This is a genomic window from Streptomyces sp. NBC_00569, from assembly GCF_036345255.1.
Classification (GTDB): domain Bacteria; phylum Actinomycetota; class Actinomycetes; order Streptomycetales; family Streptomycetaceae; genus Streptomyces.
The window spans coordinates 6214703-6237376 of the sequence record NZ_CP107783.1; the positions used below are offsets into that span (position 1 = coordinate 6214703).

General features: G+C 71.0%; 21 protein-coding genes. 16 read left to right on the forward strand and 5 right to left on the reverse strand.

Annotated features, from left to right (window positions below):
- Positions 1-312: 312 nt before the first annotated feature.
- Positions 313-1077, forward strand: a complete 765-nt coding sequence (locus OHO83_RS28010; RefSeq protein WP_330280800.1) for a class E sortase — start codon at positions 313-315, stop codon at positions 1075-1077.
- A 436-nt stretch (positions 1078-1513) separates the two neighbouring features.
- On the opposite strand, the gene OHO83_RS28015 is transcribed toward OHO83_RS28010, so the two are convergent.
- Positions 1514-2956, reverse strand: coding sequence for an MFS transporter (locus OHO83_RS28015; protein WP_329435041.1), 1443 nt, complete (start codon positions 2954-2956; stop codon positions 1514-1516).
- Between the two features lie 268 nt (positions 2957-3224).
- On the opposite strand from OHO83_RS28015, the gene OHO83_RS28020 reads away from it, so the two are divergent.
- From OHO83_RS28020 to OHO83_RS28035, 4 genes are all read left to right on the forward strand, one after another.
- Entirely contained in the window at positions 3225-3755 is a 531-nt protein-coding gene (locus OHO83_RS28020; RefSeq protein WP_266670897.1) for a winged helix-turn-helix transcriptional regulator, read from the forward strand.
- A 75-nt stretch (positions 3756-3830) separates the two neighbouring features.
- Positions 3831-4142: a DUF6412 domain-containing protein gene (locus OHO83_RS28025; protein ID WP_116512795.1), complete on the forward strand. Its 312-nt coding sequence runs from the start codon at positions 3831-3833 to the stop codon at positions 4140-4142.
- A 109-nt stretch (positions 4143-4251) separates the two neighbouring features.
- Complete coding sequence (locus OHO83_RS28030) at positions 4252-5025, forward strand: YidC/Oxa1 family membrane protein insertase (protein ID WP_266670895.1); 774 nt, start codon at positions 4252-4254, stop codon at positions 5023-5025.
- A 114-nt stretch (positions 5026-5139) separates the two neighbouring features.
- Positions 5140-5997, forward strand: coding sequence for a fumarylacetoacetate hydrolase family protein (locus OHO83_RS28035; protein WP_329435043.1), 858 nt, complete (start codon positions 5140-5142; stop codon positions 5995-5997).
- Between the two features lie 108 nt (positions 5998-6105).
- Here OHO83_RS28035 and OHO83_RS28040 read toward each other — a convergent pair whose 3' ends face one another.
- Both OHO83_RS28040 and OHO83_RS28045 read right to left on the reverse strand, forming a co-directional pair.
- Positions 6106-6570, reverse strand: a complete 465-nt coding sequence (locus tag OHO83_RS28040) for a heme-degrading domain-containing protein (RefSeq protein ID WP_266670891.1) — start codon at positions 6568-6570, stop codon at positions 6106-6108.
- Positions 6567-7652: a Gfo/Idh/MocA family oxidoreductase gene (locus tag OHO83_RS28045; protein WP_330279886.1), complete on the reverse strand. Its 1086-nt coding sequence runs from the start codon at positions 7650-7652 to the stop codon at positions 6567-6569. Before OHO83_RS28045 ends, OHO83_RS28040 begins: the two co-directional genes overlap by 4 nt.
- A gap of 79 nt (positions 7653-7731) precedes the next feature.
- Here OHO83_RS28045 and OHO83_RS28050 point away from each other — a divergent pair, with 79 nt between their 5' ends.
- The 11 genes from OHO83_RS28050 (at position 7732) to OHO83_RS28100 (ending at position 18606) form a co-directional block, all read left to right on the forward strand.
- Positions 7732-8937 carry an ROK family transcriptional regulator gene (locus OHO83_RS28050; protein ID WP_330279887.1) on the forward strand — a complete coding sequence of 402 codons (1206 nt, stop codon included), beginning with the start codon at positions 7732-7734 and terminating at the stop codon, positions 8935-8937.
- A 122-nt stretch (positions 8938-9059) separates the two neighbouring features.
- Entirely contained in the window at positions 9060-10058 is a 999-nt protein-coding gene (locus tag OHO83_RS28055) for a hypothetical protein (protein WP_330279888.1), read from the forward strand.
- Between the two features lie 91 nt (positions 10059-10149).
- Positions 10150-10908 carry a GntR family transcriptional regulator gene (locus OHO83_RS28060; RefSeq protein ID WP_330279889.1) on the forward strand — a complete coding sequence of 253 codons (759 nt, stop codon included), beginning with the start codon at positions 10150-10152 and terminating at the stop codon, positions 10906-10908.
- A gap of 186 nt (positions 10909-11094) precedes the next feature.
- A complete protein-coding gene (locus tag OHO83_RS28065; protein WP_266670881.1) occupies positions 11095-12150 on the forward strand; it encodes an ABC transporter ATP-binding protein in 1056 nt (351 codons plus the stop codon).
- Positions 12143-13015, forward strand: coding sequence for a 2-aminoethylphosphonate ABC transporter permease subunit (locus OHO83_RS28070; protein ID WP_330279890.1), 873 nt, complete (start codon positions 12143-12145; stop codon positions 13013-13015). The genes OHO83_RS28065 and OHO83_RS28070 overlap by 8 nt, the downstream gene beginning before the upstream one ends.
- Entirely contained in the window at positions 13002-13799 is a 798-nt protein-coding gene (locus OHO83_RS28075) for an ABC transporter permease (RefSeq protein ID WP_329435050.1), read from the forward strand. The genes OHO83_RS28070 and OHO83_RS28075 overlap by 14 nt, the downstream gene beginning before the upstream one ends.
- An 80-nt stretch (positions 13800-13879) precedes the next feature.
- Positions 13880-14941, forward strand: a complete 1062-nt coding sequence (locus OHO83_RS28080; RefSeq protein WP_266670875.1) for a 2-aminoethylphosphonate ABC transporter substrate-binding protein — start codon at positions 13880-13882, stop codon at positions 14939-14941.
- Positions 14942-15081: 140 nt separating this feature from the next.
- A complete protein-coding gene (locus OHO83_RS28085) occupies positions 15082-15861 on the forward strand; it encodes an HAD-IIA family hydrolase (protein WP_266670873.1) in 780 nt (259 codons plus the stop codon).
- Positions 15862-15960: 99 nt separating this feature from the next.
- Positions 15961-16524, forward strand: coding sequence for a hypothetical protein (locus OHO83_RS28090; protein ID WP_266670871.1), 564 nt, complete (start codon positions 15961-15963; stop codon positions 16522-16524).
- A gap of 13 nt (positions 16525-16537) precedes the next feature.
- On the forward strand, positions 16538-17212 hold the full coding sequence (locus OHO83_RS28095; protein ID WP_266670869.1) for a class F sortase: 675 nt from the start codon (positions 16538-16540) through the stop codon (positions 17210-17212).
- Positions 17213-17568: 356 nt separating this feature from the next.
- The gene (locus tag OHO83_RS28100; RefSeq protein WP_266670867.1) at positions 17569-18606 is read left to right on the forward strand and encodes a glycoside hydrolase family 6 protein; all 1038 of its coding nucleotides are present in this window, start codon (positions 17569-17571) and stop codon (positions 18604-18606) included.
- A gap of 65 nt (positions 18607-18671) precedes the next feature.
- Here the strand turns inward: OHO83_RS28100 and OHO83_RS28105 are convergent, their stop codons facing one another.
- Both OHO83_RS28105 and OHO83_RS28110 read right to left on the reverse strand, forming a co-directional pair.
- Positions 18672-20609, reverse strand: a complete 1938-nt coding sequence (locus OHO83_RS28105; RefSeq protein ID WP_330279891.1) for a kelch motif-containing protein — start codon at positions 20607-20609, stop codon at positions 18672-18674.
- Positions 20606-22543 carry a glycosyltransferase family 2 protein gene (locus tag OHO83_RS28110; protein ID WP_330279892.1) on the reverse strand — a complete coding sequence of 646 codons (1938 nt, stop codon included), beginning with the start codon at positions 22541-22543 and terminating at the stop codon, positions 20606-20608. Before OHO83_RS28110 ends, OHO83_RS28105 begins: the two co-directional genes overlap by 4 nt.
- Positions 22544-22674: the final 131 nt, after the last annotated feature.

The window sequence follows — 22674 nt, forward strand, 5'->3', positions numbered from 1 at the left end:
CGCGAGCTTAAGGGGCGGCCGGCCGGGCGGCCGGGGTGGGGGAGCGGCCGGGTGCGGGGGCGGGCCGGCCGCACCGGCAGCCGGCCGGTCAGTTCACTGGTGAGTTGCGGAGGCAGGGCCTATCTTGCGCCCGTGCGGGAGCGGAAGCAGTGGTGGCGGGAACGGCAGCGGCGGCCTGTCGTCGTGCGGCAGGGGCCGCGCGCGGGACGCCGTGTGTCCGGGCGACGGCCCTCGGCTCCGCGCGCGGGACGCCGAGCGTTCGGTCGCCGCCCCTCGGCCCCGGGCCGTCCGCAGGGGCCGCGCCCCTCGGCCCTGCGCCGCACCCTGTGGACCGGTGCCGAAGTCACCGTCACCCTCGGGGTCGTCCTCCTCCTTCTCGTGGTCCATCAACTGTGGTGGACGAATCGCGAGGCCAGAGCCGGTGCCGAGCGCAAGGTGCGGGCGCTGGAGCACGAGTGGGCGGCCACCCCGTCGGGCGGACGGGGCGACGGGGGTGAGGACAGCGCCCCGGATCCGGCCGGTGACGACACCCCGGCCGGATCGTCGGGCGGCGAGGGGACCGGGAGCGGGTCCGGGGGCCGGACATCCGCCGACTCCGCCTCCGCCTCCCGGGAAACGCCCCGCTGGGACCAGGCCTACGCCGTCCTCAGCATCCCCCGCCTCGGCCTCACCGTCCCCGTCGCCGAGGGCGTCGGAAAGCAGAACGTCCTCAACAAGGGCTACGTCGGCCACTACCCCGCCACCGCCCAGCCCGGCCGGCCCGGGAACTTCGCGCTCGCCGGGCACCGCAACACCCACGGGGAGCCCTTCCGGTACATCAACCGGCTGCGCAAGGGCGACGAGGTCCAGGTCCGCACCCGCGGCGCCGTGTACACGTACGTCGTCGACAAGACCCTCGCGCAGACCTCCGCGCGCGACGGCGGCGTCATCGCGGGAGTGCCGCGCAGCGAGGTCGTGCGGAGTGCCGGGTACAGCGAGCCGGGGTACTACATCACGCTCACCACCTGCACGCCCGAGTACACGTCCCGGTACCGGCTCGCGGTGTGGGGGAAGCTGCGGTCGATGCGGCCCCGGTGACGGGGATGCGGCGGCCTGGTCACGGGACCTGGCGCCTCGGAGAGACGGATCCGGTGGTCCGGTTACGTGGCCTGGTGGCCCTGGTGACGGGATGCGGCGGCCTGGTTACGGGTCCTGGCGTCCCGGGGTGACGGGATCCGGTGGTCCGGTTACGTGACCTGGTGGCCCTGGTGGCCCTGGTGACGGGATGCGGCGGCCTGGTCACGGGTCCTGGCGTCCCGGGGTGACGGGATCCGGTGTCCCGGTCACGGGACTGGGCGCCCCCGGTGTCGGGACCCTTCCGCCCGCCGACGGGCGCTCGGTCACGGGATTGGGCGCCCCCGGTGTCGGGACCTTCCGCCCGCCGACGGGCCCGGCAGGACGGGCGGCCGGACGCCGAGGTGTCGGCCCCGGTGTGCCGGCCCCGTCGTCCCGGCTCCGGTCACCGCCCCCTCGGTCAGCGATCCGCCCCAGCCGGTACCTGGAGCGCGCCGGCCGGGTCCGGTGCCCGGGAGGGCCGCCGCTCCCGCAGGGTGAGCAGCGTGAGCGCCGCGACGACGGCGAGGCCCGCGGACACCGCCAGCGCGACATCGGCGCCGTGGGTGAGCGCGCCGGGCGTCGTGCCGGTCGCCGTGGAGAGGGCGATCATCAGGGAGACGCCCGCGGCCGAACCGATGTACCGCGCCGTGTTGTTGGCCCCGGAGCCCATCGCGGCGCGCTGTGCGGGCACCGACTCCACGGAGAGGAGCGGGAGCGCCGCGTTCAGGAGCCCGCTGCCGACGCCCGAGACGAGCAGACCCGGCAGGAGGCGGGTCCACGCGCCGGAGCCGAAGGCGCCCAGCATCGTGAGGACCGCGGCGGCGTGCAGGGCGAAGCCGAGGGCGAGCTGATGCCGGGGCGAGACGCGGCCCGCCAGGCGCCTGGCCTGGAGAGCCACCAGGAACGAGGTCCCGGACCAGGCCAGGAACAGCCAGGCCGCCCCCATCGCGGACAGGCCCATCGTGTGCTGGATGAGCGTCGGCAGGTAACTGAAGAGGGCGATCACCGAGAGGCCCGTGAACAGGCCGCCGGCGGACGACGCGAGGAACAGCGGGCGGCGCAGGAGGCCGAGGTCGAGCATGGGTGCCACACGGTGGCCGTCGTCCGCGCCGGCACGCCGCTCGACCCACGCGAACACCGCGATGAGGACGAAGGCCGCGGCGAGGAGCGCCTCGACCGGCGTGCGCAGCCAGCCGTCGCGGCCCAGGGTGAGCGCGGCGAGCAGCGCGACGAGGGCGAGGCCCAGCGTCAGGGCGCCCGCCAGGTCGGGGCGGCCGCGCGCATCGGCCCGGGACTCGGTGAGCGCGCGCGGCGCGAGCGCGGCGACCAGCAGGGCGGCGAGCCCGAGCACCGCGTAGGACCAGCGCCAGCTCACCGTGGCGATGCCGCCCGCGAGCAGCGGGCCGACCGCGATGCCGCCGCTGACGAACGCGCCCCAGATCCCGGTGGCCCGCACCCGTCCCGCGCCGGGCGGGAACGCGTGGACGAGGAGGCCGAGGCTGCTGGCGAGGATCGCCGCGCTCGCCGCGCCCTGGGCGACGCGGGCCAGCGTGAACAGCCAGGTGTCGGTGGCGAGTGCGCCCAGCGCCGTGGTGATGCCGAGGGCGGTCGTGCCGGCGAGGAAGGCGCGGCGGCGCCCGTAGTCGTCCGCGAGGCTGCCCGCGACGAGGAGGAGCGCGGCGAGGCCGAGGGGCGTGCCGTTGAGCAGCCAGGCCTGGGCGGAGAGCGGGGTGTGCAGGTCGGCGGCCGTGGCGGGGAGCGTGACCATCGGGGCCGTGTACGTCATCAGGGCGACGGCGGTGGCGGCGCTGGTGACGGCCAGGGTGGCGGCGGGAGACGGAGGTCGTGCGGGCCGTGGCATGGGTGTGTGCCCTTCAGGCTCGGGTGCGGCTCGGGTCAGCGGCGCGGGTGCAGCTCGGGTCGGGTTCGGGTTCGGGCTGCTGATCCGGCCGGATCAGCAGTACGGATTCAGCTCGGATCCGTACCGGGTGCGTTCGGATCGGCACGGATCCCCATCGGATCCCCTCGGATCAGTAAGGTTCATTCAATGAACTCACTCGACGGATCGAGCGTAACACCGTTGGTTCGGTCATTGAACCTAGATGTCGAAAAGTGGCTACAGTGGGGCCATGGCTCTCGGCAAGGACTACGCGACGCAGGAGTGCTCCATCGCCCGCGCGCTCGAGGTGGTCGGGGAACGCTGGACGCTCCTCGTCGTCCGCGACGCGCTCTTCGGCGTGCGGCGCTACAACGACTTCCTCGTCCACCTCGGCATCCCGCGCGCCGTCCTGGCCTCCCGCCTCCAGGCCCTGACCGCCGCCGGGATCCTCGACAAGCGCCGCTACCAGGAGTCGCCGCCGCGCGACGAGTACGTCGTCACGGAGCGCGGCAAGCAGCTGTGGCCCACGCTGCGCTCGCTCGGCGCCTGGGGCCGTGAGCACCGCTCCGGCGGGGCGGCGCTGCGTGACTTCCGGCACGTCACGTGCGGCACGGACCTCGGCCCCGTGGGGGACTGCCCGACCTGCCGGATCCTCGTGCCCGTCGAGGAGGTCGAGATGCTGCCGGGCCCCGGGCTCGACCCGGAACCCGCCGATCCGGTCAGCCGGGCGCTGCTCTCGCCCCGGCTGATGCTTCAGCCGATCGTGACCGATCCTGTATAACGGGCGGGAGGGCCCGACGCCGTACCGAACGGCCCGACGTCACCACGAGCAGCGGGAAGGAGGGGGACACCGGACATGACGCGCACCTGGGCCACGGCCCTGCGACCCGCCGCCCTGCTCCTGTTCCTCCTCGTCGAGACCGTTCTCGTCGACACCGGCAGCCTCACCGCCGCCGTCGCGTTCGCCGCGACCGCCGCCGCGGGCTCCGCACTCGCCGTCTGCTCCCTGCTCGCCGCGCGCAGCGCCCCCGCCGTGCCCCGCACCCGGGTCCGCACCGCGATGCGCGACCGGGAGCAACGCACCGCGTTCCTGCCGCAGCGCGATCCGGACGCCCGCGGGCGCAGCCGACCCCGAGCACCCGGCCGTCTCCTCCTGACGGCCGCGTAGGGGACCCGCTCCACCCCGGTCCCCCTGCGTACGGGCCGTCACGCCGATCGGCCGCCCTTCCCGGCGGTCTTCCGATTCCGGCACGACGGGACCCCCGGAGGGCTCACCCATGTCGACGTTCATGTCTGTCTTCGCCAGCCTGGTCGAGCACATCGCCGACCTGCTCGATCCGCTCTTCCACGCCTCGGCGACCGCGGCGGCGATCGTCCTGTTCACCGCGTTCGTACGCCTTCTCGTCCACCCTCTGTCCCGGGCCTCGGCACGCGGACAGCGCCAGCGCGCCAAGCTCCAGCCGCGCATCGCCGAACTGCGCAAGAAGCACAAGAAGAGCCCGGAGAAGCTCCAGAAGGCGATCATGGAGCTGCACAAGGAGGAGAAGGTCTCGCCGCTGTCCGGCTGCCTGCCGAGCCTCTTCCAGCTCCCCGCCTTCTTCCTGCTCTACCACCTGTTCTCCAACGGCAGCATCGGCGGCGAGCCCAACGCCCTGCTCGGCCACACCCTCGGCGCCGCGCCGCTGGGCGGGCGCTTCAAGGACGCGCTCGCGGACGGCGGCCTCTTCGGCGCGCAGGGCGTCGTCTATCTGGTCCTGTTCGCGATCGTCGCGACGGTGGCGAGCTTCAACTACGCCCGTACGAAGCGTCAGATGGCCGCCCAGCCGATGCTGCCGGCCGCCGCGGACGGGCCGCAGGCGCCGGGTGCGGGCGCGATGGCCTCGATGACGAAGATCATGCCGCTGATGTCGTTCATGACGCTGTTCACGGTGGCCTTCGTGCCGCTCGCCGCCGCCCTGTACGTGGTGACGAGCACGACGTGGAGCGCCGTCGAGCGGGCCGTCCTCTACCGCGACATGCCCTCCGCCGCGGCGCTTGCTACTGCCGCGTAAAGGTCCAGTCCGTGAACGAGGTATTGCGGACTGGATGAGGACCTTGGACGATCGACCAGTCCTCCGATGGCTGCACCCGTCGCGAGGTCCCTCCTCGATCAAGGAGTCTCAACCATGAAGCTGCTGCGAGTCGGTACCGCTGGGGCGGAGCGCCCGGCCCTGCTCGATGCCGAAGGTGTCCTGCGTGACCTGGGCGGAGTCGTCCCCGACATCGACGGGGAGCTGCTCGCCGACGACGCGGCGCTGGGGCGCGTACGGGCCGCCGCCGAGTCCGGCGAGCTGCCCGTGCTCGACGCGGACGGCCTGCGGGTCGGCCCGCCGGTCGCGCGGATCGGCAAGGTCGTGTGCATCGGCCTGAACTACCACGACCACGCCGCCGAGACCGGCGCCGAGCCGCCGTCGGAGCCCGTCGTCTTCTTCAAGGCGGCGGACACGGTCGTCGGCCCCGACGACACCGTGCTCGTCCCGCGCAAGTCCGTGAAGACGGACTGGGAGGTCGAGCTGGCGATCGTCATCGGGCGTACGGCGCGCTACCTGGAGTCGCACGAGGAGGCACTCGCGCACGTCGCCGGATACGCGGTGGCGCACGACGTGTCCGAGCGCGAGTTCCAGATCGAGCGCGGCGGCACCTGGGACAAGGGCAAGAACTGCGAGACGTTCAACCCGCTGGGCCCCTGGCTCGTGACGGCGGACGAGGTCGCGGACCCGCAGGCGCTCGGCCTGAAACTGTGGGTGAACGGCGAGCTGAAGCAGAACGGCTCGACGGCCGACCAGATCTTCCCGGTCGCCGAGGTCGTCCGGTACGTCAGCCAGTTCATGACCCTCTACCCGGGCGACGTGATCAACACGGGGACGCCGGCGGGTGTGGCGATGGGGCAGCCCGAGCCGAAGCCGTATCTGCGGGCCGGGGACGTGGTGGAGCTGGAGATCGAGGGTCTGGGGCGCCAGCGCCAGGAACTCAAGGACGCGTAGCGCTCCGCGCGGGGGGGGGGGGCGGGGGAACTGCGGAGGCCGGTTCGTCGGCCGCCGGCCCGTTGTGGCTGGTCGCGCAGTTCCCCGCGCCCCTTTCGGGGCGTGCGTCTAGCCCGCGACGAAGAGGTCCAGGGCCTTGACCACCAGCGCGTGGTCCTCCAGCTGGGGGAGACCGGATACCACCACCGCTCCGATGACTCCCGCGCCCTCGACGGCCAGCGGGAACGCGCCGCCGTGCGCCGCGTAGGTGTCCGGGTCGAGCCTGGACGAGTCCTCGAACGTGGTGCCCTTCGCCCGGAAACGGGTCCCGACCAGCAGCGACGAGCAGGCGTAGCGCTCCACGACGCGGCGCTTGCGGGCGATCCAGGCGTCGTTGTCCGGGGTCGAGCCCGGGAGCGCCGCGTGGAAGAGCTGCTGGCCGCCGCGCGTGATGTCGATCGCCACCGGCGCCTTGCGCTCCCTGGCCAGCTCGACGAGCAGCGAGCCCAGCTCCCAGGCGTCCTCGTGACCGAACTTCGGCAGGACCAGGCGGCGCTCCTGCTCCTCGATCTCCTCGACCGTCGGCGCGCTCACAGGGCCACCGTCACACCGTCGCGGGCCGAGCGGCGGGCCGCCTCCAGGACGTCGAGCGCGGCCGCGGCCTGCTCGGCGGTGACCGGGTTCTCGCCGGTTCCGCGCAGGGCGGCGGCGACGGCCGCGTAGTACGCGGGGTAGGCGCCGGGGAGCGTCTCGACGGCACGGCCGCCGCCGGTCACCGGCGACTCACCGGAACCGATCCGCCCCCACATCGACTCGGGCTCCACGCCCCAGGGCTCGCCGGCCGCCGGGATCGTGCCCTCGCGCAGCACCGCCTCCTGCGGGTCGAGGCCGTACTTCACATAGCCGGCCTGCGAGCCGAGGACACGGAAGCGCGGGCCGAGCTGGGCCGTGGTCGCGGAGACGTACAGGTGGGAGCGGACGCCGTTCGCGTGCGTGATCGCGATGAACGTGTCGTCGTCGGCCGCCGCGCCCGCGCGCCGCACGTCGGACTCCGCGTGGACCGAGACGGCCGGGCCGAACAGGACGAGGGCCTGGTCGACGACGTGGCTGCCGAGATCGTAGAGGAGACCTCCGATCTCTTCAGGGTCGCCGGACTCGCGCCAGCCGCCCTTGAGCTGCGGCCGCCAGCGCTCGAAGCGCGACTCGAAGCGCCAGACGTCACCGAGATCGCCCTGCGCGATCAGGCTCTGCAGCGTCAGGAAGTCGTTGTCCCAGCGGCGGTTCTGGAAGACCGAGAGCAGCAGGCCGCGCTCCTCGGCGAGCGCCGCCAGCTCGCGCGCCTCGGCGGCGGTGCCGGCGATCGGCTTGTCGACGACGACCGGGAGGCCCGCCTTGAGGGCGGCCGTCGCGATCGGTACGTGCGTCTTGTTCGGGGAGGCGATGACGATCAGGTCGAGCTCGTCGGCCCGCGCCCACAGCTCGTCGGGGGTGGCCGCGCAGCGGATGCCGTCACCGAAGGAGGCGCGGGCCTGCGCCTGGCGCTCCGGGTTCGAGGTGACGACCGTGTCGAGCACGAGGCCGTCGGTCGCGGCGATCAGCGGGGCGTGGAAGACGGAGCCCGCCAGGCCGTAGCCGACGAGACCGACGCGGAGGGGGGAGCCGGTGGTCCCAGCCATACCTGATGTCATGCCTTCAGTCATGCATCCACTTAAGCAACGGTGTTGCCAAAGTGCAAGCGGAGGGGACAATGGGGGAGTGAACAGGGCTTACTCCGGGGTCAATCTGGCGGTGCTGCGAGGCCATAACGCCGCACTCGTACTCGATCTGCTGCGCACGGCGGGTGACGAGGGCATCAGCAGGCTCGAACTGGCCGAGCGCACCGGGCTCACCCCGCAGGGCGTCAGCAAGATCACGGCGCGGCTCAGGGAGCAGGGCCTGGTCACGGACACCGGTCGGCGCGCCTCGACGGGCGGCAAGCCGCGCACCGTCCTGCGCCTCATGCCGGACGCGGGGTACGCGGTCGGGCTGCACCTGGACCGCGACGAACTGACGGCGGTCCTGGTCGACCTCGCGGGCGCGGTCGTCGCCGAACGCCGCTCCCCGCTGGCCTTCGGCGCGGGCGGCGACGCGGTGGTGGAGGCGGCGGCGAGCGAGGTGGAGGCCCTGCTCACGGATGCGGGAGCGGACGCAGGGGGCGCGGATGCCGGAGACCCGGGCCACCTCGACGCGCAGGAGCCCGTACATCCACATCCGGAACCCCCCACCCCCCGCGTCCTCGGCGTGGGCGTCGCCCTGCCCGGTCCCCTCGACCACTCCTCCGGAGTGCTGCACCGCGTCACCGGGTTCCCCGAGTGGGACCGGTTCCCGCTGCGGGACGCGCTCGCGGCGCGGCTCGGGCTCCCCGTGGTCGTGGACAAGGACACCAACGCGGCCGCGCTCGGCCTCGCGCTCGCCGGGTGCGGCGACTCGTTCGCCTACCTCCACCTCGGTACGGGACTCGGCGCCGGACTCGTCCTGGGCGGCGCGCCCTACCGCGGGCCGCGCACCGGAGCGGGCGAATTCGGCCACCAGGTGATCCAGCTGGACGGCCCGCCCTGCGGCTGCGGCAACCGCGGCTGCATCGAGGCGCTGTGCCTCGCGGCGGTCGCCGCCGGTTCCTTCGACGAGGCCGCGCGCGTGCTCGGCGAGGGCGCGGCGAACATGGTCGGCCTCCTCGACATCGACCTCGTCCTGCTCGGCGGTCGCACGGTCGCGGCCGCCGAGGAGCACTTCGTCGAAGGGGTGCGGGCGGTCCTCGGGGAGCGGGCGCGGCGCGGCGGCACGGTGGAGGTCCCGGTCCTGCGCGCGCCAGGGTCGGAGAGCGTGGTCGTCGAGGGCGCGGCCCAGCTGGTCCTCGCACCCCTGTTCGGCCGGGCGCACGGTCACTTCCCGGCCAACCGGAATGACAGAAATCTGAGCTGATCGAGCGGAATCACTCGTGCATCGGGCCGTACGGGGCACTTCTGGTCAGGTGCGGGCGCGGCGCGCGTGACATGGTCGCGGCGGCTGTACCCTTCCCGACCCGCGATCAGCAAAGGCTCGCCATGCGACCGCGTATCCCGCTCGCCGTCACTGCCTTGGCCCTGACCTCCGTGGTGACCGGCGGCCCCGCCCTCGCGGCGGACCCGGCCGGGTCCGCGTCCGGCCCGCGAGAGCCCACCTGCACCGCCCGGCACCCCGCCGGCTTCCCGATCAGCACCCGGATCCACGGCGGCCCCACGACCTACCACCCCGGCGGCGGCTTCCGGACCTGGTCCCTCGACCTGACGAACAAGACCGACGCCGAGTGCGCCGCCATCCACCCCGTCCTCGTACTCATCGACAAGAAGCGGACGCTGGCGACGCGGCAGATCCGGCTGGAGTTCTCCGACGGCAAGCGCCGGCACCCCGTCCGCTTCGAGCGGACCGACCGGGACGAGAACATCGGCGTCTTCGACGACGGCTTCCCGGGCTTCCGGGTGGGCCCGGGCAAGACCGTCACCGTCCGGGCCCGGCTCGCCTTCACCTCCGACGCCCGACCGAACAGCGTCGTCGCCAACGCGGCCGTCGTGCAGCGCCGGGACGACGACGGCGACTGGGTGGGGGAGTCGGGCGACTACCGGTTCACGCTGACCGGCGAGGAGAAGGACGGAGGCGGCGAGGAGTCCGGACGGCCCCGCGGCGAGCAGCGCGACGAACCCGGCGCAGGGGACGACGGCCTGCTGGAGCCCGGCCGCGACAGCGGTACGCCGAGCGGACGGCCCACCGACAGGCCCCGCCCCGCCACTACCGCGCCCAGTCCTGCTCCCACCGCTACCGCGCCCCGTCGCACCCCCACCCCCACCGCCGATACAGGAACCGGCACAGATACAGGCACCGGCACCGGCGCAGATACCGACACAGCCACCGAGGGTGACCACAGCGACCTCCCTCTCACGCCCAGCGAACTCGCGCGGACCGGGCCGCGCTCCCTGCGCGGACTCGGCCTCACCTCCGGCATCCTGCTCGTCGGCGGCGCGGCCCTCGTGGCGGGCTCCCGACGGCCGCGCACCGACCGCCGGTGAGGGCGGATTCCGGCCACACCGCCCGTCGCGCGCACCGCACTCCGGGGCGGCCCCCGACACCCCGTTAACAAATGTCTGCGAACATCCCTGGGTGGATTACCCGAACGACCAGGCACCTGGCGCACCCGTACGCGCCGGCATCCCCGAGCACGGCCGCATCCCGAAGTACTACGCGGTCAAGGCCCATGTCTCCGCGCTCCTCGACGAGCTGGGCGAGGGCGAGCCGCTGCCCACCGAGCGGGACCTGGCCCTGCGCTTCGAGGTGGCGCGCGAGACCGTGCGCCAGGCGCTGCGCGAGCTGCTGCTCGAAGGGCGCCTGCGCCGCCGGGGCAGGGCGACGGTCGTGGCCGGGCCCAAGCTGGAGCAGCCGCTGTCGATGGCCAGCTACACCGAGGGCGTGCGCCGCCAGGGCCGCCGCCCGGGACGCACGCTCATCGGCCTCGACCGTTTCCCGTGCCCGCCCGCCCTCGCCGGCGAGATCGAGGTCGAGCGGGGCGAGCCGGTGTGGCACATGGAGCGTGTGCTGCTCGCCGACGACGAGCGCGTCGGTCTGGAGAGCACCTATGTCGCCGTGGCGCGGATGCCTCGCCTCGACGTCGACTTCGACCCGGACTCGTCCTTCTACACGTATGTGCACGAGCGGCTCGGGATCGAGTTCGGGTCCGCCGACGAGCGCATCGAGACCGTGCTGGCCACCCCGCGCGAGGCCCTCCTGATCGGCACGCCGCCCGCCCTGCCGATGCTTCTCATCCACCGGGTGTCCTCCGACACGAGCGGCCGGCCCACGGAAAGGGTGCGGACGCTTTACCGGGGGGACCGGTTCTCGTTCACCACGCGTTTGGACAACTGACCGCCAAGGGGCGGCAGTTGACCCCTTTTGGTAACGGGAACGTAACGGGTCTAGGCCAACCTTGGGTGGCCGTTCACCGTCCCGTTGCCACGCGGACCTGTACGGGTCATCCGCCCCGAGGAGCGTGGCCGCCGTGAGAGAGAAGACCGACCCCATACCCGCCGTGCGCCCGGGAGCTGAGAGCTGATGGCCAGCGGCATCCGCTTCGACAAGGTGTCCGTCGCCTACGGTGCGAACACAGTCCTCCACTCCCTCGATCTGACGGTCGAGCCCGGCGAGGTCATGGCGCTGCTCGGCCCGTCCGGCTCCGGCAAGACGACGGCCCTGCGCGCCGTCGCCGGATTCGTGCGGCCCGCGTCGGGCCGCGTCCTGATCGGCGACCGCGACGTCACGGACCTGCCGCCCCACCGGCGCGGCATCGGCATGGTCGTCCAGCAGTACGCCCTGTTCCCGCACCTGCGCGTGGAGGACAACGTCGCCTTCGGTCTGAAGGCGCAGAAGGTCGCCAGAGCCGAGATCCCCGCCCGGGTCACCGAAGCCCTGGAAATGACCGGCATGGCCTCCTACGCGAAGCGCTACCCGCGCGAGCTGTCCGGCGGACAGCAGCAGCGGGTGGCCATCGCGAGGGCCCTCGCGATCCGGCCCGGGGTGCTCCTGCTCGACGAGCCGCTCTCCGCGCTCGACGCGCAGCTGCGCTCCGGCATGCTGGCCGAGCTGGCCCGCCTGCACCGCGAACTGCCCGACGTGTCGATCCTCTACGTCACCCACGACCAGGTCGAGGCACTCACCCTCGCCGACCGGATCGCGGTCATGGACAAGGCGCGTCTCCAGGACTGCGGGACCCCGCAGGAGCTGTACCGCAGGCCCCGCACCGAGTTCACCGCCTCCTTCGTGGGCAACGCCAACCTCCTTCCCGTACAGGTGGGTTCGGGGTCGGTGTCCTTCGCCGGCGCCCAGCTGAAGGTGCCCACGGGCGACGTCGCCTCCGGGGTGTCCGCCACGCTGTGCGTGCGCCCGCACCTCGTCGGACTCGGCGACGGGCCCAACGCCCTCACCGGCTCCGTGTCCGAGGTCCAGTGGCGCGGCTCCACCCACCGCCTGTACGTCGACGTGGACGGGCACCGGCTCAAGGCCGACCTGCGCGAACTGCGCACCCCGCCCGCGCTCGGCGACGAGGTCACCGTGCACTTCGCACCCGAGGACGCGGTGCTGCTGTCGGCCGGGGTGAGCAAGGATGGCTAGCGCCACGCTGAGCGCGCCGGTGAGCAAGTCGGTGAACTCCCGCAAGGGGATGCCGAAGTGGGTGTGGGCGCTGCCGCCTGTCGCCGTACTCGCCCTCGTGTTCCTCTACCCGCTCGCCCTCGTCGTGCAGCAGTCCGTGCAGCCCGACACCGGCGGCACCTCGCTCGAGCCGTACGCCGACGTCTTCGCCTCGTCCGCGTTCCGGGAGGCCCTCGGGACGACGGTGTGGCTGGCGCTGGGGGCGACCGTCGGATGCCTGGTGCTCGGGTTCGCGCTCGCGCTCGTCATCGCGTTCGTCCCGTTCCCCGGCGGTAAGGCCGTCGCCAAGTTCATCGACGTGTTCCTCTCCTTCCCGTCCTTCCTGATCACCCTCGCGCTGCTCTTCGTCTACGGATCCGTGGGCATGGCCAACGGACTGTGGACGGACGTCACGGGTGCCGCCTCCGGGCCCTTCCAGTTCCTGACCACCCCGTGGGGCGTGCTCCTCGCCGAGATCACGTACTTCACGCCGTTCGTGATGCGGCCGCTGCTCGCCGCGTTCTCGCAGATCGAGACCGCGCAGCTGGAGGTGGCGTCCTCCCTGGGCGCGAAGCCCGCCCGCATCGTGCGGCAGGTCATCCTGCCCGAGGCGCTGCCCGCGCTCGCCGCCGGCGGCAGCCTCGTCCTCGTCATGTGCCTCAACGAGTTCGGGATCGTGCTCTTCACCGGCGCCAAGGGCGTCACCACGCTCCCGATGCTCGTGTACAGCAAGGCGATCCTCGAGTCCGACTACCCGGGCGCGTGCGTGGTCGCCGTCGTCAACGTCCTGATCTCCGTGGGCCTCTACGGCCTCTACCGGGTGGTGAGCCGCCGTGCTGGTGCATAGCCGTAAGGGCAGGTGGACCATCTGGGTCCTCTTCTTCGCCCTCTTCCTGCCGCTGTTCGCGCTGCCGCTGCTCGTCGTCGTCGCCGCGTCGTTCGCCACGAGCTGGTCGAGCGCCCTTCCGACCGGATTCACCGGCGGTCACTACGAGGCCGCCACCAGCGGCGCGTCCCTCCAGGCGCTCACGACCAGCCTGGTCACCGCCGTCAGCGCCGGCTTCCTCGCTCTCCTGATCGGCACGTGGGCCGCGCTCGCGGCGGCCGCGCTCAAGAAGGGCGGCCGCAGGGTGCTCGACGCCCTGTTCATGCTGCCGGTCGCGGTACCGTCCGTCGTGGTCGGCCTCGCCGTGCTCGTCGCGTTCTCCAAGCCGCCGATGGTGCTCAACGGCACGCGCTGGATCGTCATCCTGGCGCACACGATTCTTGTGACGGCGTTCGCCTATCAGTCGGTTTCGGCCGCGATCGTACGACTCGACCCCGCGTACGAACAGGCCGCCGCGTCGCTCGGCGCCCGTCCCTCGTACGTCCTGTGGAAGGTGAAGCTGCCCCTCCTGCTGCCGTCGCTGAACGCGGCCGCGGGACTCTGCTTCGCCCTGTCCATGGGCGAGCTGAGCGCCACGATGATGCTCTACCCGCCGGACTGGATGCCGCTGCCCGTGCAGATCTACGCGATCACCGACCGCGGCTCCCTGTTCACCGGATCGGCGCTCTCCGTGATCCTCATGGCGACGACGCTGCTCGTCCTGCTGCTCGTCTCGCGGATCCGCACCAAAGCCTCCTACCGCTAGGCCTCTTACCGCCGGGCCTCGTACCGCCGGGCCTCTCACCGCCCTCTTGTCCTGACCCTCTGCAAGGAGTTCACCTCGCCATGCGCAGAAACACGCTCAAGCCGATCGCCGCCGTCACCGGAAGCATCGCCCTCGCCGCCACCCTCTCCGCCTGCGGCGGCAACTCCGCCGCCTCCGACGAGAAGACCGTCACCGTCTACAGCGCGGACGGCCTCAAGGGCGAGAACGGCGACGGCTGGTACGACCAGGTCTTCAAGGACTTCACCAAGAAGACCGGCATCAAGGTCGAGTACGTCGAGGGCGGCTCCGGCGAGATGGTGCAGCGCGCCGCCCGCGAGAAGTCCAACACCCAGGCCGACGTCATCGTGACGCTCCCGCCGTTCATCCAGCAGGCCGACGGCAAGGGCCTCCTGCAGAAGTACACGCCCCAGGGCGCCGACCAGGTCGACGGGGCCGACAAGGCCGCCGACGGCACCTGGACCTCCGTCGTCAACAACTACTTCGGCTTCGTCTACAACAAGAAAGACCTGAAGACGGCGCCCACCACGTGGGACGAGCTCCTCGACGGCAAGTACAAGAACAAGCTCCAGTACTCCACGCCCGGCGTCGCCGGCGACGGCACCGCCGTCGTCGTCAAGGCCATGCACGACTTCGGCGGCAAGAAGCCCGCCATGGACTACCTGAAGAAGCTCCAGGCCAACAACGTCGGCCCGTCCGCCTCCACCGGCAAGCTCGCCCCCAAGGTCGACAAGGGTGAACTCCTCGTCGCCAACGGCGATGTGCAGATGAGCTTCGCGCAGGCCAAGACCATGCCGAACCTCGGCATCTGGTTCCCGGAGAAGGCCGGCGGCAAGCCGACCTCGTTCGCCCTGCCCTACGCCGGCGGCCTCGTGAAGAACGCCCCGCACGGCGAGAACGGCAAGAAGCTCCTCGACTTCATGCTGTCCGCCAAGGCGCAGCAGCAGGTCAGCTCCATCGGCGGCGGCTTCTCCTCGCGCAAGGACATCAAGGCGACGGACGAGAACGCCATCGCCCTCGCCAAGGTGATGGACGGCGTCGAGATCTTCGAGCCCGACTGGAACGACATCGACAAGAACCTCCAGATGTACGTGGAGGACTGGAAGTCGGCGACCGGCAGCTGACCTGCGCACCGCTTCCGCAGGCTCGGCGGGGTCAAGATCAGGCGGTGCTGATTAGGCTTGGGGGCGTCGGCACAGTGTGGTCCCGGCGACCCAGCTATTTCTTGACCCCAGTGTTTTCTTGTATGGCAGGAGACCGGCACATGGCAGAGCGCAAGCCCATCGAATCGTGGCTCACCGACATGGACGGTGTGCTCATCCACGAGGGCGTGCCGATCCCCGGCGCCGATGCCTTCGTCAAGAAGCTCCGCGAGTCGGGCAAGCCCTTCCTGGTGCTGACGAACAACTCGATCTACACCGCCCGCGACCTCCAGGCCCGGCTGACCCGCATGGGCCTGGAGGTGCCGGTCGAGAACATCTGGACGTCGGCCCTGGCCACCGCCAAGTTCCTCGACGACCAGCGCCCCGGCGGCACGGCGTACGTCATAGGCGAGGCCGGCCTGACGACGGCGCTGCACGACATCGGGTACGTCCTCACCGACCACGACCCCGATTACGTGGTGCTCGGCGAGACGCGCACCTACTCGTTCGAGGCCATGACGAAGGCCGTCCGTCTGATCAACAACGGCGCCCGCTTCATCTGCACCAACCCGGACGAGACCGGCCCCTCCACCGAGGGCCCGCTGCCCGCCACCGGCGCCGTCGCCGCGCTGATCACCAAGGCGACCGGCAAGCAGCCGTACTTCGCGGGCAAGCCGAACCCGCTGATGATGCGCACCGGCCTGAACGCGATCGGGGCGCACTCGGAGAGCAGCGCCATGATCGGCGACCGCATGGACACCGACGTCCTGGCGGGTCTCGAGGCCGGGATGAAGACCTTCCTCGTCCTGACGGGGCTCACGGGCAAGGCAGACATCGACCGCTATCCCTTCCGGCCGTCCGAGGTCGTCAATTCCATCGCTGACCTGGTCGAACTCGTCTGATCCCGGTCTCGGGGGCGCCCTTTTCCGGCGCCCCCGGGATGCGGATCGGGCCTGCGCGCGTGACCCTTCCAATACAGGAGGTTCACAATGCGTAGAGAGATGTTCGCTCTCCGTGCCATTGGGGCGGCCGCCGTTCTGGTGACACTGCCCGTCGCCGCCGCCCACGCGGAGGGCGGGGATTCCGACGGATCAACCGGTTCCATAACCGTCACCCCCTTCGCCCCCGCGACGGGGACCCAGGTAGACCTCAGGGTCTCCGGTTGCAGGGAATCCAAGGGCAAGGCCTACTCGGACGCCTTCGAGGCGCCCGGCGATCTCGCCCCGTCCGCGGACCAGCCCACGCTGACCGGCCAGGCCCGCATCCGCCCGTCCGCGACGCCCGGGATCTACCAGATCAAGGTGACCTGCGACGGCGTCAGCAGCAAGGTCAAGGGCAGCGTCGAGGTCGTCCAGCAGGGCCGGCCCGCGCCGGTCCCCACCGCACCCGTGCACGCGGGCGGCGGCGGTACCGCGCAGCTCACCGCGGCCCACACCACCGAGATCGTCGACGGTCTGCGCGAGGAGGGCCCCGGCACCCGGCACACGGTGCTCGGCCTGGTGCTCGCGGCGGTCGCGGCCGTCGCCGTGGCCCTGCGCAGCGTCCGCCGGCGCCGCTCCGGCTGAGCGGGGGCCGATCATGGCTGACGGAGAACGACCGCACGGCAATGGGCGGCTCGTGACCGGAGTGGCCTGGGCCGTACTGCTGCTCGGTCTGTGGCTGTGGGGCCGCGGAGTCACCGATATCCATGGCCTGTCCGCGCCCACGACCGGCGACGCGGCCGCTGTCGGACGGCCGCTCGGCGTCGAACTGCCGCCCGCGCACAAGCCGATGGCCGGCGCGGAGCCCCAGCGCGTCGATGTCTCCGCACTGAAGATCGAGGCGCCGGTGAAGGCCCGCGGCCTCGACGGCAGCGGCGCGATCGACCCGCCGCCGTTCTCGCAGGCGGGTGTCGTCGGCTGGTACGGCGGCGGCGTGAAGCCGGGCGAGCGCGGCACGGCCCTCCTCGTCGGGCACGTCGACACGGACACCAGGCCCGCCGTGTTCTACCGCCTCAGCTCGGCCAAGCCGGGCGACAAGGTGCGGGTCGCACGGGACGACGGCTCCGTCGCCGAGTTCACCGTCGACGACGTGCAGGTCTTCAGCCGCGACCGGTTCGACGCGCAAAAGGCGTACGGCCAGCGGCAGTCCGACCGGGCCGAGCTACGGCTGATCACGTGCGGCGGCTCCTTCGACCGGGTGTCGCACACCTACACCGCCAACGTCGTCGTGTCCGCGTACCTCACCGGTGTGCCCGACGCGCCCGCGCGCTGACAACCTGGCCCGGCCGGCGGCCCGCTCCCCCCGGGGGAGACGCCGGCCGGGCTGGTCCTCGACCACGCGCGCTCGGGCTGCGGGAGTAACCCGGCGTCAGCGCGGGAGGTCAGGAGAGACCTGCTCTCCCGGAGAGGTGGTGCAGGCCGGGGCTCGGGCCGCTCACGACGACTCTAGAGCGGATGGGCGACGCGGCCTAGAGGCTGTTTGACGCCAAGTCCGGACGGGCTCGCGCCCCCGGTGAACACCGAACGCGGGCGCTGTAACAGGTATTTGACGAACCCTGTCCGCCCTCGTGGTCGCGGCGGCCCGTATGCCAGGATTGAGAGCCGTACAGGGCACCCAAGGGGGAGTGGATGTACCGCAAGGACGCAGGCCGCGTACGCGGTGTCGGCGCCTGGGGGGTGAGGGCGGGAGCGGCGGCCGTGGGGGCGGCGCTGCTGGTGTCCGGATGTTCCTCCGGGGACGGCAAGGACAAGAACGGCTCACCGTCACCCGTGAAGCAGCAGCCGAAGGGATCCGACCCGTACTGGGTCAATCCGGACGGCAGTGCCGCCAAGCAGGTCGCCGCCTACGAGAAGGCCGGCAAGACCGACGACGCCGAGCAGATCCGGAAGATAGCCGAGCAGCCGAGCGGCGAGTGGATCCTCCCGGAGAACGCGGAGGACCAGGCCCGGGGCTACACCGAGGCCGCCGACAAGGCCGACCGGGACGCCCTGCTCGTGCTCTACAACATCCCGCACCGCGACTGCGGCCAGTTCTCCAAGGGCGGCGCGGCCGACGGGAACCAGTACCGGGCGTTCATCGACAGCGTTGCCAAGGGCATCGGTGACCGGCGCGCGACGGTGATCCTGGAGCCGGACGCCGTGCAGCACATGGTGGACAACTGCACGCCGGAGGAGTTCCACGAGGAGCGTTACGACCTCCTCAAGGGTGCTGTCGGCACGCTCAAGTCGCTGAAGAACACGACGGTTTACCTCGACGCGGGCAACGCCGGCTGGGGCAAGCCCGACCAGATCTTCCAGCCGCTCCAGTGGTCCGGCATCGACCAGGCCGACGGCTTCTCGGTCAACGTGTCGAACTTCTACACCACCGCTGACTCCGTGAAGTACGGCAAGGAGCTCTCGGCGAAGGTCGGCAACAAGCCGTTCGTCATCGACACCAGCCGCAACGGGAACGGGCCCTACACGGGTGGCGACCCCGACCAGCGCTGGTGCAACCCGCCCGGACGGGCGCTGGGCGAGGAGCCCGGCACCAAGACGGGCGACCCCTTGGTCAAGGCGTACCTGTGGGTCAAGCGGCCCGGAGAGTCGGACGGCGACTGCAAGGGCGGCCCGAAGGCGGGGGCCTGGTGGCCGCAGTACGCGATCGGTCTTGCCAAGGCCACCAAGTAGGGCAGCGGCCGGAAAAGCATCGAGGGGGGTGAGGGCTCGGGCCCCCACCCCCTCCGTGCAGGCCCCTACGGCACGTGCACCCACTGCGCCTTGCTGGGCGTGCCCTGATCGTCCGTCACGAACAGCATGTACCAGCCCGACTCGACGAGGCTGCGGTTGTTCGGGATGGTCACCGTGACGCTGTCCTTCGACTTCTTCAGGTCGAGGGCGATCGACGTCTGGTCGACGTCCGTGACGTGTGTGGACGCGCTCGGCCTGATCAGCCGTGCCGTCCGGATCGCCGTCGCGTGGTCCGAGCTGTACGTCGCCGAGCCGCCGCGGGCGACGGTCTTCGTGCCGCCGCTGAGCGTGGGCCGCGAGTCCTGGTACAGGTACGGCGGCGTGTAGATCTCGATGCGCTGCTCGAAGACGCCGGGCTTGGTGTTCGCCTTGTCGGCGTAGAGCGAGTCCGAGCCGAAGAACATCACGCGGCCGTCGGGCAGCAGGATCGAGCCCGAGTGGTAGTTGCGGCCGACGAGCGGGTCGGCGACGCGCTTGAACGTGTTGGTCTTCACGTCGTACAGCCGCGCCTGGTGGATGTTCGAGTCACCGCGGCCGCGGTAGTCCTCGGAGCCGCCGGACACCAGGACCGTGTCGTCGGGGAGCGTGGAGGACTGCGGGTAGCGCGTGCCCTTCTCCAGCTCGGGACCGTCGACGAACTTCGGGTCCTTCGCCTTGAGGTCGACGATCCGTGTCTTGCGGCTCGACTCCTTGGACTCGCCGACCCCGCCGCCGCCGACCACCATGTAGCGCTGGTCCTGCGCGGGCGGCAGCTCCACCGTGCCGGCGGTCTCCATCAGCTTCGGGTCGCTCAGCCCGGGAATCTTCTGGAACTTGTTGGTCGCGAGGTCCCAGATGCCGGGCGTGCGGCCGACGTTGTCGGGCCCGTAGCCCGCGTTGGCGCCCGAGTAGAAGATCTTCCCGTCCTCCATCTGGAAGAGGGCCGGGTACGTCGGGAACTGGCGGATCCCCTTGGTGTATGTCCACTTCCTGGTCTTCGGGTCGTACGTCTCGTTCTTGCCCGGGACGAGCTGACCGATGTCGTCGAGCCCGGAGACCGAGAGGACCCTGCCGTCCGAGAGTGTGGTCAGCGTGGGGTACCAGCGGGCCTCGTTCATCGGGTCGACCTTGATGTACTTCTCGGCGACCGGGTCGAACTCGTAGCTGTCCCTGATCCCCTGGAAGTCCTTCTTGTCCAGGGCGAGCTTCTGCGCGATGCCGTAGACGTTGCGCGCGTCGGCGCCCTTGAGGCCCTGCACGCGGTAGTTGTCCTGCGTGCCCGTCTCGTACTTCGTGCCGCTCTTCTGCGCCTCGACGTAGACCCGGCGGATGCCCGGGTCGTTGCGCAGGAAGGCGCCCGTCTTGGGGTCGAAGACCTTCTTCGCCCGCTCGACGGTGATGTTCTCGCTGGTGACGAAGGTCTTGCCGTTCTCCTTGCCGGTGAACCTGGAACCCTGGGGAATCGTCTTCGGCTCGTCCGGGTCCTCGTTGTGGACGATCATCAGGCCGCCGGCCTTGGTGACGTCCCCCTTGAGCTTCTCGTAGCTCTTGGTGCCGCCGGCGATGAGCAGATTGCCGTTGGCCAGCTGCGTGTGGCCCGTGCAGAACAGGTCGCTGGGTGTGGGGATCTTCTTGATCGTCCCCTTCACCGGGTCCCACAGCCGGGTGTCGAACTTCTTCGCGTCGAAGTTGTCCTGGTTGTTCCCGGACCCGGCCACGAGCAGGATCTTGCCCGTGTGCAGCAGGGCGGCGTGGATCGTGTTCTGCCGGTACTCCTCGGGGAACTCGACGATGTCCCACTTGCCGTTCTCGGCCTTGTACTCGGGTCTGTTGATCTTGTACTCGTGGTACTTCGCCGAACCGAACCGGTAGAGCCACGGACCGTTCATCCCGGCAAGCGCTAGCACCACCACCGAGCCGATGGCTATGCGTCGGGCACGGCGGCGGCTGGCACCGTCTTTCACTTGTTACGTCCCCCCAGGGAAATCTGCATGGTCTTGTCGTTGCCCCCGCCGGCGGTCCAGGTGGGCTTCTGCTGCGGCACGCCGTGCGGCTGAGGCTGCGGCGTCTGCTGCGGTGGCCCGGACGTCTCGGCGGCGGGCGGCTTCGGCTTCTTCCTGTCCTGGCGCAGCATGTACCGCCAGGCGAACATCGGCAGCGCCGTGATCAGCAGGGCGAAGCAGGCCCAGGTGATCATCGCCGGGTGCGAGTGGCCGAACACGAAGCCGGCGGCGATCGATCCGGCGAACACCAGGATGAAGTACCAGTGGTACCTGAAGGTCCCGAACCAGCGGTCGGGGCTGGCCGAGTCGCCCTTGGGCGTGACGACGAACTTGCTCTTGCGGCGCAGCACCGCGTCGAACAGCGCCTTCGCGTACAGCGGCGCGGACAGCGCGGACATCACCATGCCGGCCACACCGCCGGAGCCCTCGGGCTCGTGCGGCGAGACGTTGTGCCGCCGGTTCCAGATGTAGAGGCCGATCTGCAGCGCCGACGCGTTGCCGTACAGCATCAGCCAGATCGTCGGGTCGATGTTCACACCCGAGGCACCGAGGCCCAGGAACAGGGCGCAACTGAGCGCCGCCAGAATCCAGTTGAGGGCCGACATCGGGTAGAAGATGATCATCATCGTGTAGTTGAAGAGCTTGCTCGGCGGGAGCGAGTACCAGCCCTTCCAGTACTGCTTGAGGATCGTCTCGTACGTACCGCGCGACCAGCGCATCTGCTGAGTGAAGAAGTCCGTCCAGGCGCTCGGCCCCTCACCGACGGCCAGCACGTCCGGCGTGTACACGGACCGCCACTTCCTGCCGGTGGCCGGGTTCTTGGCGCGGTGGATCTCGAAGCCGGTCGCCATGTCCTCGGTGATCGAGTCGTACAGACCGCCGATCTGCTTGAGGGTCTTGATACGGACGGCGTTCGAGGTGCCCACGAACATGGGGGCGCCGTAGCGGTTTCCGGCCCGCTGGATCAGCGCGTGGAAGAGGAACTGCTGCGACTCGGCGGCCTTGGTGACGAAGTTGTCGTAGTTGCCGTACACCTGGGGGCCGATGACGAAGCCGACGTCCGGGTCGCGGAAGAAGCCGAGCATCCGCTCCAGGTAGTTGGGCAGCGGCACATGGTCGGTGTCGACGGAGGCGAAGTAGTCGTAGTCGTCGCCGTGCGCGTCCAGCCAGGCGTTGTAGTTGCCGTGCTTGGTCTTGGCGCGGTGCGGGCCCTTGGCCTGGTTCCACCTCGCGACGCCCTTGCGGGAGAAGTGGTGCACGCCGAGGCGCTCGCAGACCGCCTTCACCTCGGGGTCGTCGCCCTCGTCGAGGAGCCAGATGTGCAACAGCCCCCGGTGGCGCAGCTTCACGGCCGCCTCCAGGGTCTTCGTCACCATCTCGATCGGCTCCTTGCCGGGCACGAACGAGGTCAGGAAGGCGACTCTCGTGCCGGTCTCGGGCACCACCGGGATCGGGTCACGGGCGACGAGCGTGGCGTGCGCGTTCGACAGCACGTTCATGCAGCGGAAGAACTCGATCAGGCCGATCGACACCAGCATCACGACGTCGAGCGCGGGCAGGAAGTCGTACGCCGGGTAGTCCCGCTCCGTCCAGTGCTCGGGCTGGAGCAGCCAGAAGAGCAGTACGAGAGACAGGAGCGGTGCGGCGCCCAGCATCAGCGCGGCCCGCAGCCGGTGCGGCTCCTGCGAGAGCAGCGAGCGGTACTGCACCTTGTACGGCTTGCCGGGTTCGGGCTGGGTCAGCGGCCCCGCGAGCCGGCTGTAGTGCTCGTAGTCGTAGCGCGGCAGGGCCTTCTTGATGCGCCGGAAGCCGCCGGTCCGATGCGGTGGCACGCGCAGCTGGGTGGTCTGGGACGGGTCGAAGTTCTGCCGGGCGCCTGGCGGCGTCGACGTCATGAGTCATTCCCCCCGCACGCAAGTCACTGCGTGGTCGTCGGTCATCCGTCCGGTCGGTCCCCCTCGACCTCGCCGGACGTGTCAGTGGCAGGCCACGGTCCCCCGTCTAAGACTGAGACGGCGGCCTTCCG

Coding starts and splice junctions, on each gene's coding strand:
- OHO83_RS28015 (WP_329435041.1), bottom strand. CDS start 2,956: ATGCCACGGCCCGCACGACCTCCGTCTCCCGCCGCCACCCTGGCCGTC.
- OHO83_RS28020 (WP_266670897.1), top strand. CDS start 3,225: ATGGCTCTCGGCAAGGACTACGCGACGCAGGAGTGCTCCATCGCCCGC.
- OHO83_RS28025 (WP_116512795.1), top strand. CDS start 3,831: ATGACGCGCACCTGGGCCACGGCCCTGCGACCCGCCGCCCTGCTCCTG.
- OHO83_RS28030 (WP_266670895.1), top strand. CDS start 4,252: ATGTCGACGTTCATGTCTGTCTTCGCCAGCCTGGTCGAGCACATCGCC.
- OHO83_RS28035 (WP_329435043.1), top strand. CDS start 5,140: ATGAAGCTGCTGCGAGTCGGTACCGCTGGGGCGGAGCGCCCGGCCCTG.
- OHO83_RS28045 (WP_330279886.1), bottom strand. CDS start 7,652: ATGGCTGGGACCACCGGCTCCCCCCTCCGCGTCGGTCTCGTCGGCTAC.
- OHO83_RS28055 (WP_330279888.1), top strand. CDS start 9,060: ATGCGACCGCGTATCCCGCTCGCCGTCACTGCCTTGGCCCTGACCTCC.
- OHO83_RS28065 (WP_266670881.1), top strand. CDS start 11,095: ATGGCCAGCGGCATCCGCTTCGACAAGGTGTCCGTCGCCTACGGTGCG.
- OHO83_RS28070 (WP_330279890.1), top strand. CDS start 12,143: ATGGCTAGCGCCACGCTGAGCGCGCCGGTGAGCAAGTCGGTGAACTCC.
- OHO83_RS28080 (WP_266670875.1), top strand. CDS start 13,880: ATGCGCAGAAACACGCTCAAGCCGATCGCCGCCGTCACCGGAAGCATC.
- OHO83_RS28085 (WP_266670873.1), top strand. CDS start 15,082: ATGGCAGAGCGCAAGCCCATCGAATCGTGGCTCACCGACATGGACGGT.
- OHO83_RS28090 (WP_266670871.1), top strand. CDS start 15,961: ATGTTCGCTCTCCGTGCCATTGGGGCGGCCGCCGTTCTGGTGACACTG.
- OHO83_RS28095 (WP_266670869.1), top strand. CDS start 16,538: ATGGCTGACGGAGAACGACCGCACGGCAATGGGCGGCTCGTGACCGGA.
- OHO83_RS28100 (WP_266670867.1), top strand. CDS start 17,569: ATGTACCGCAAGGACGCAGGCCGCGTACGCGGTGTCGGCGCCTGGGGG.
- OHO83_RS28110 (WP_330279892.1), bottom strand. CDS start 22,543: ATGACGTCGACGCCGCCAGGCGCCCGGCAGAACTTCGACCCGTCCCAG.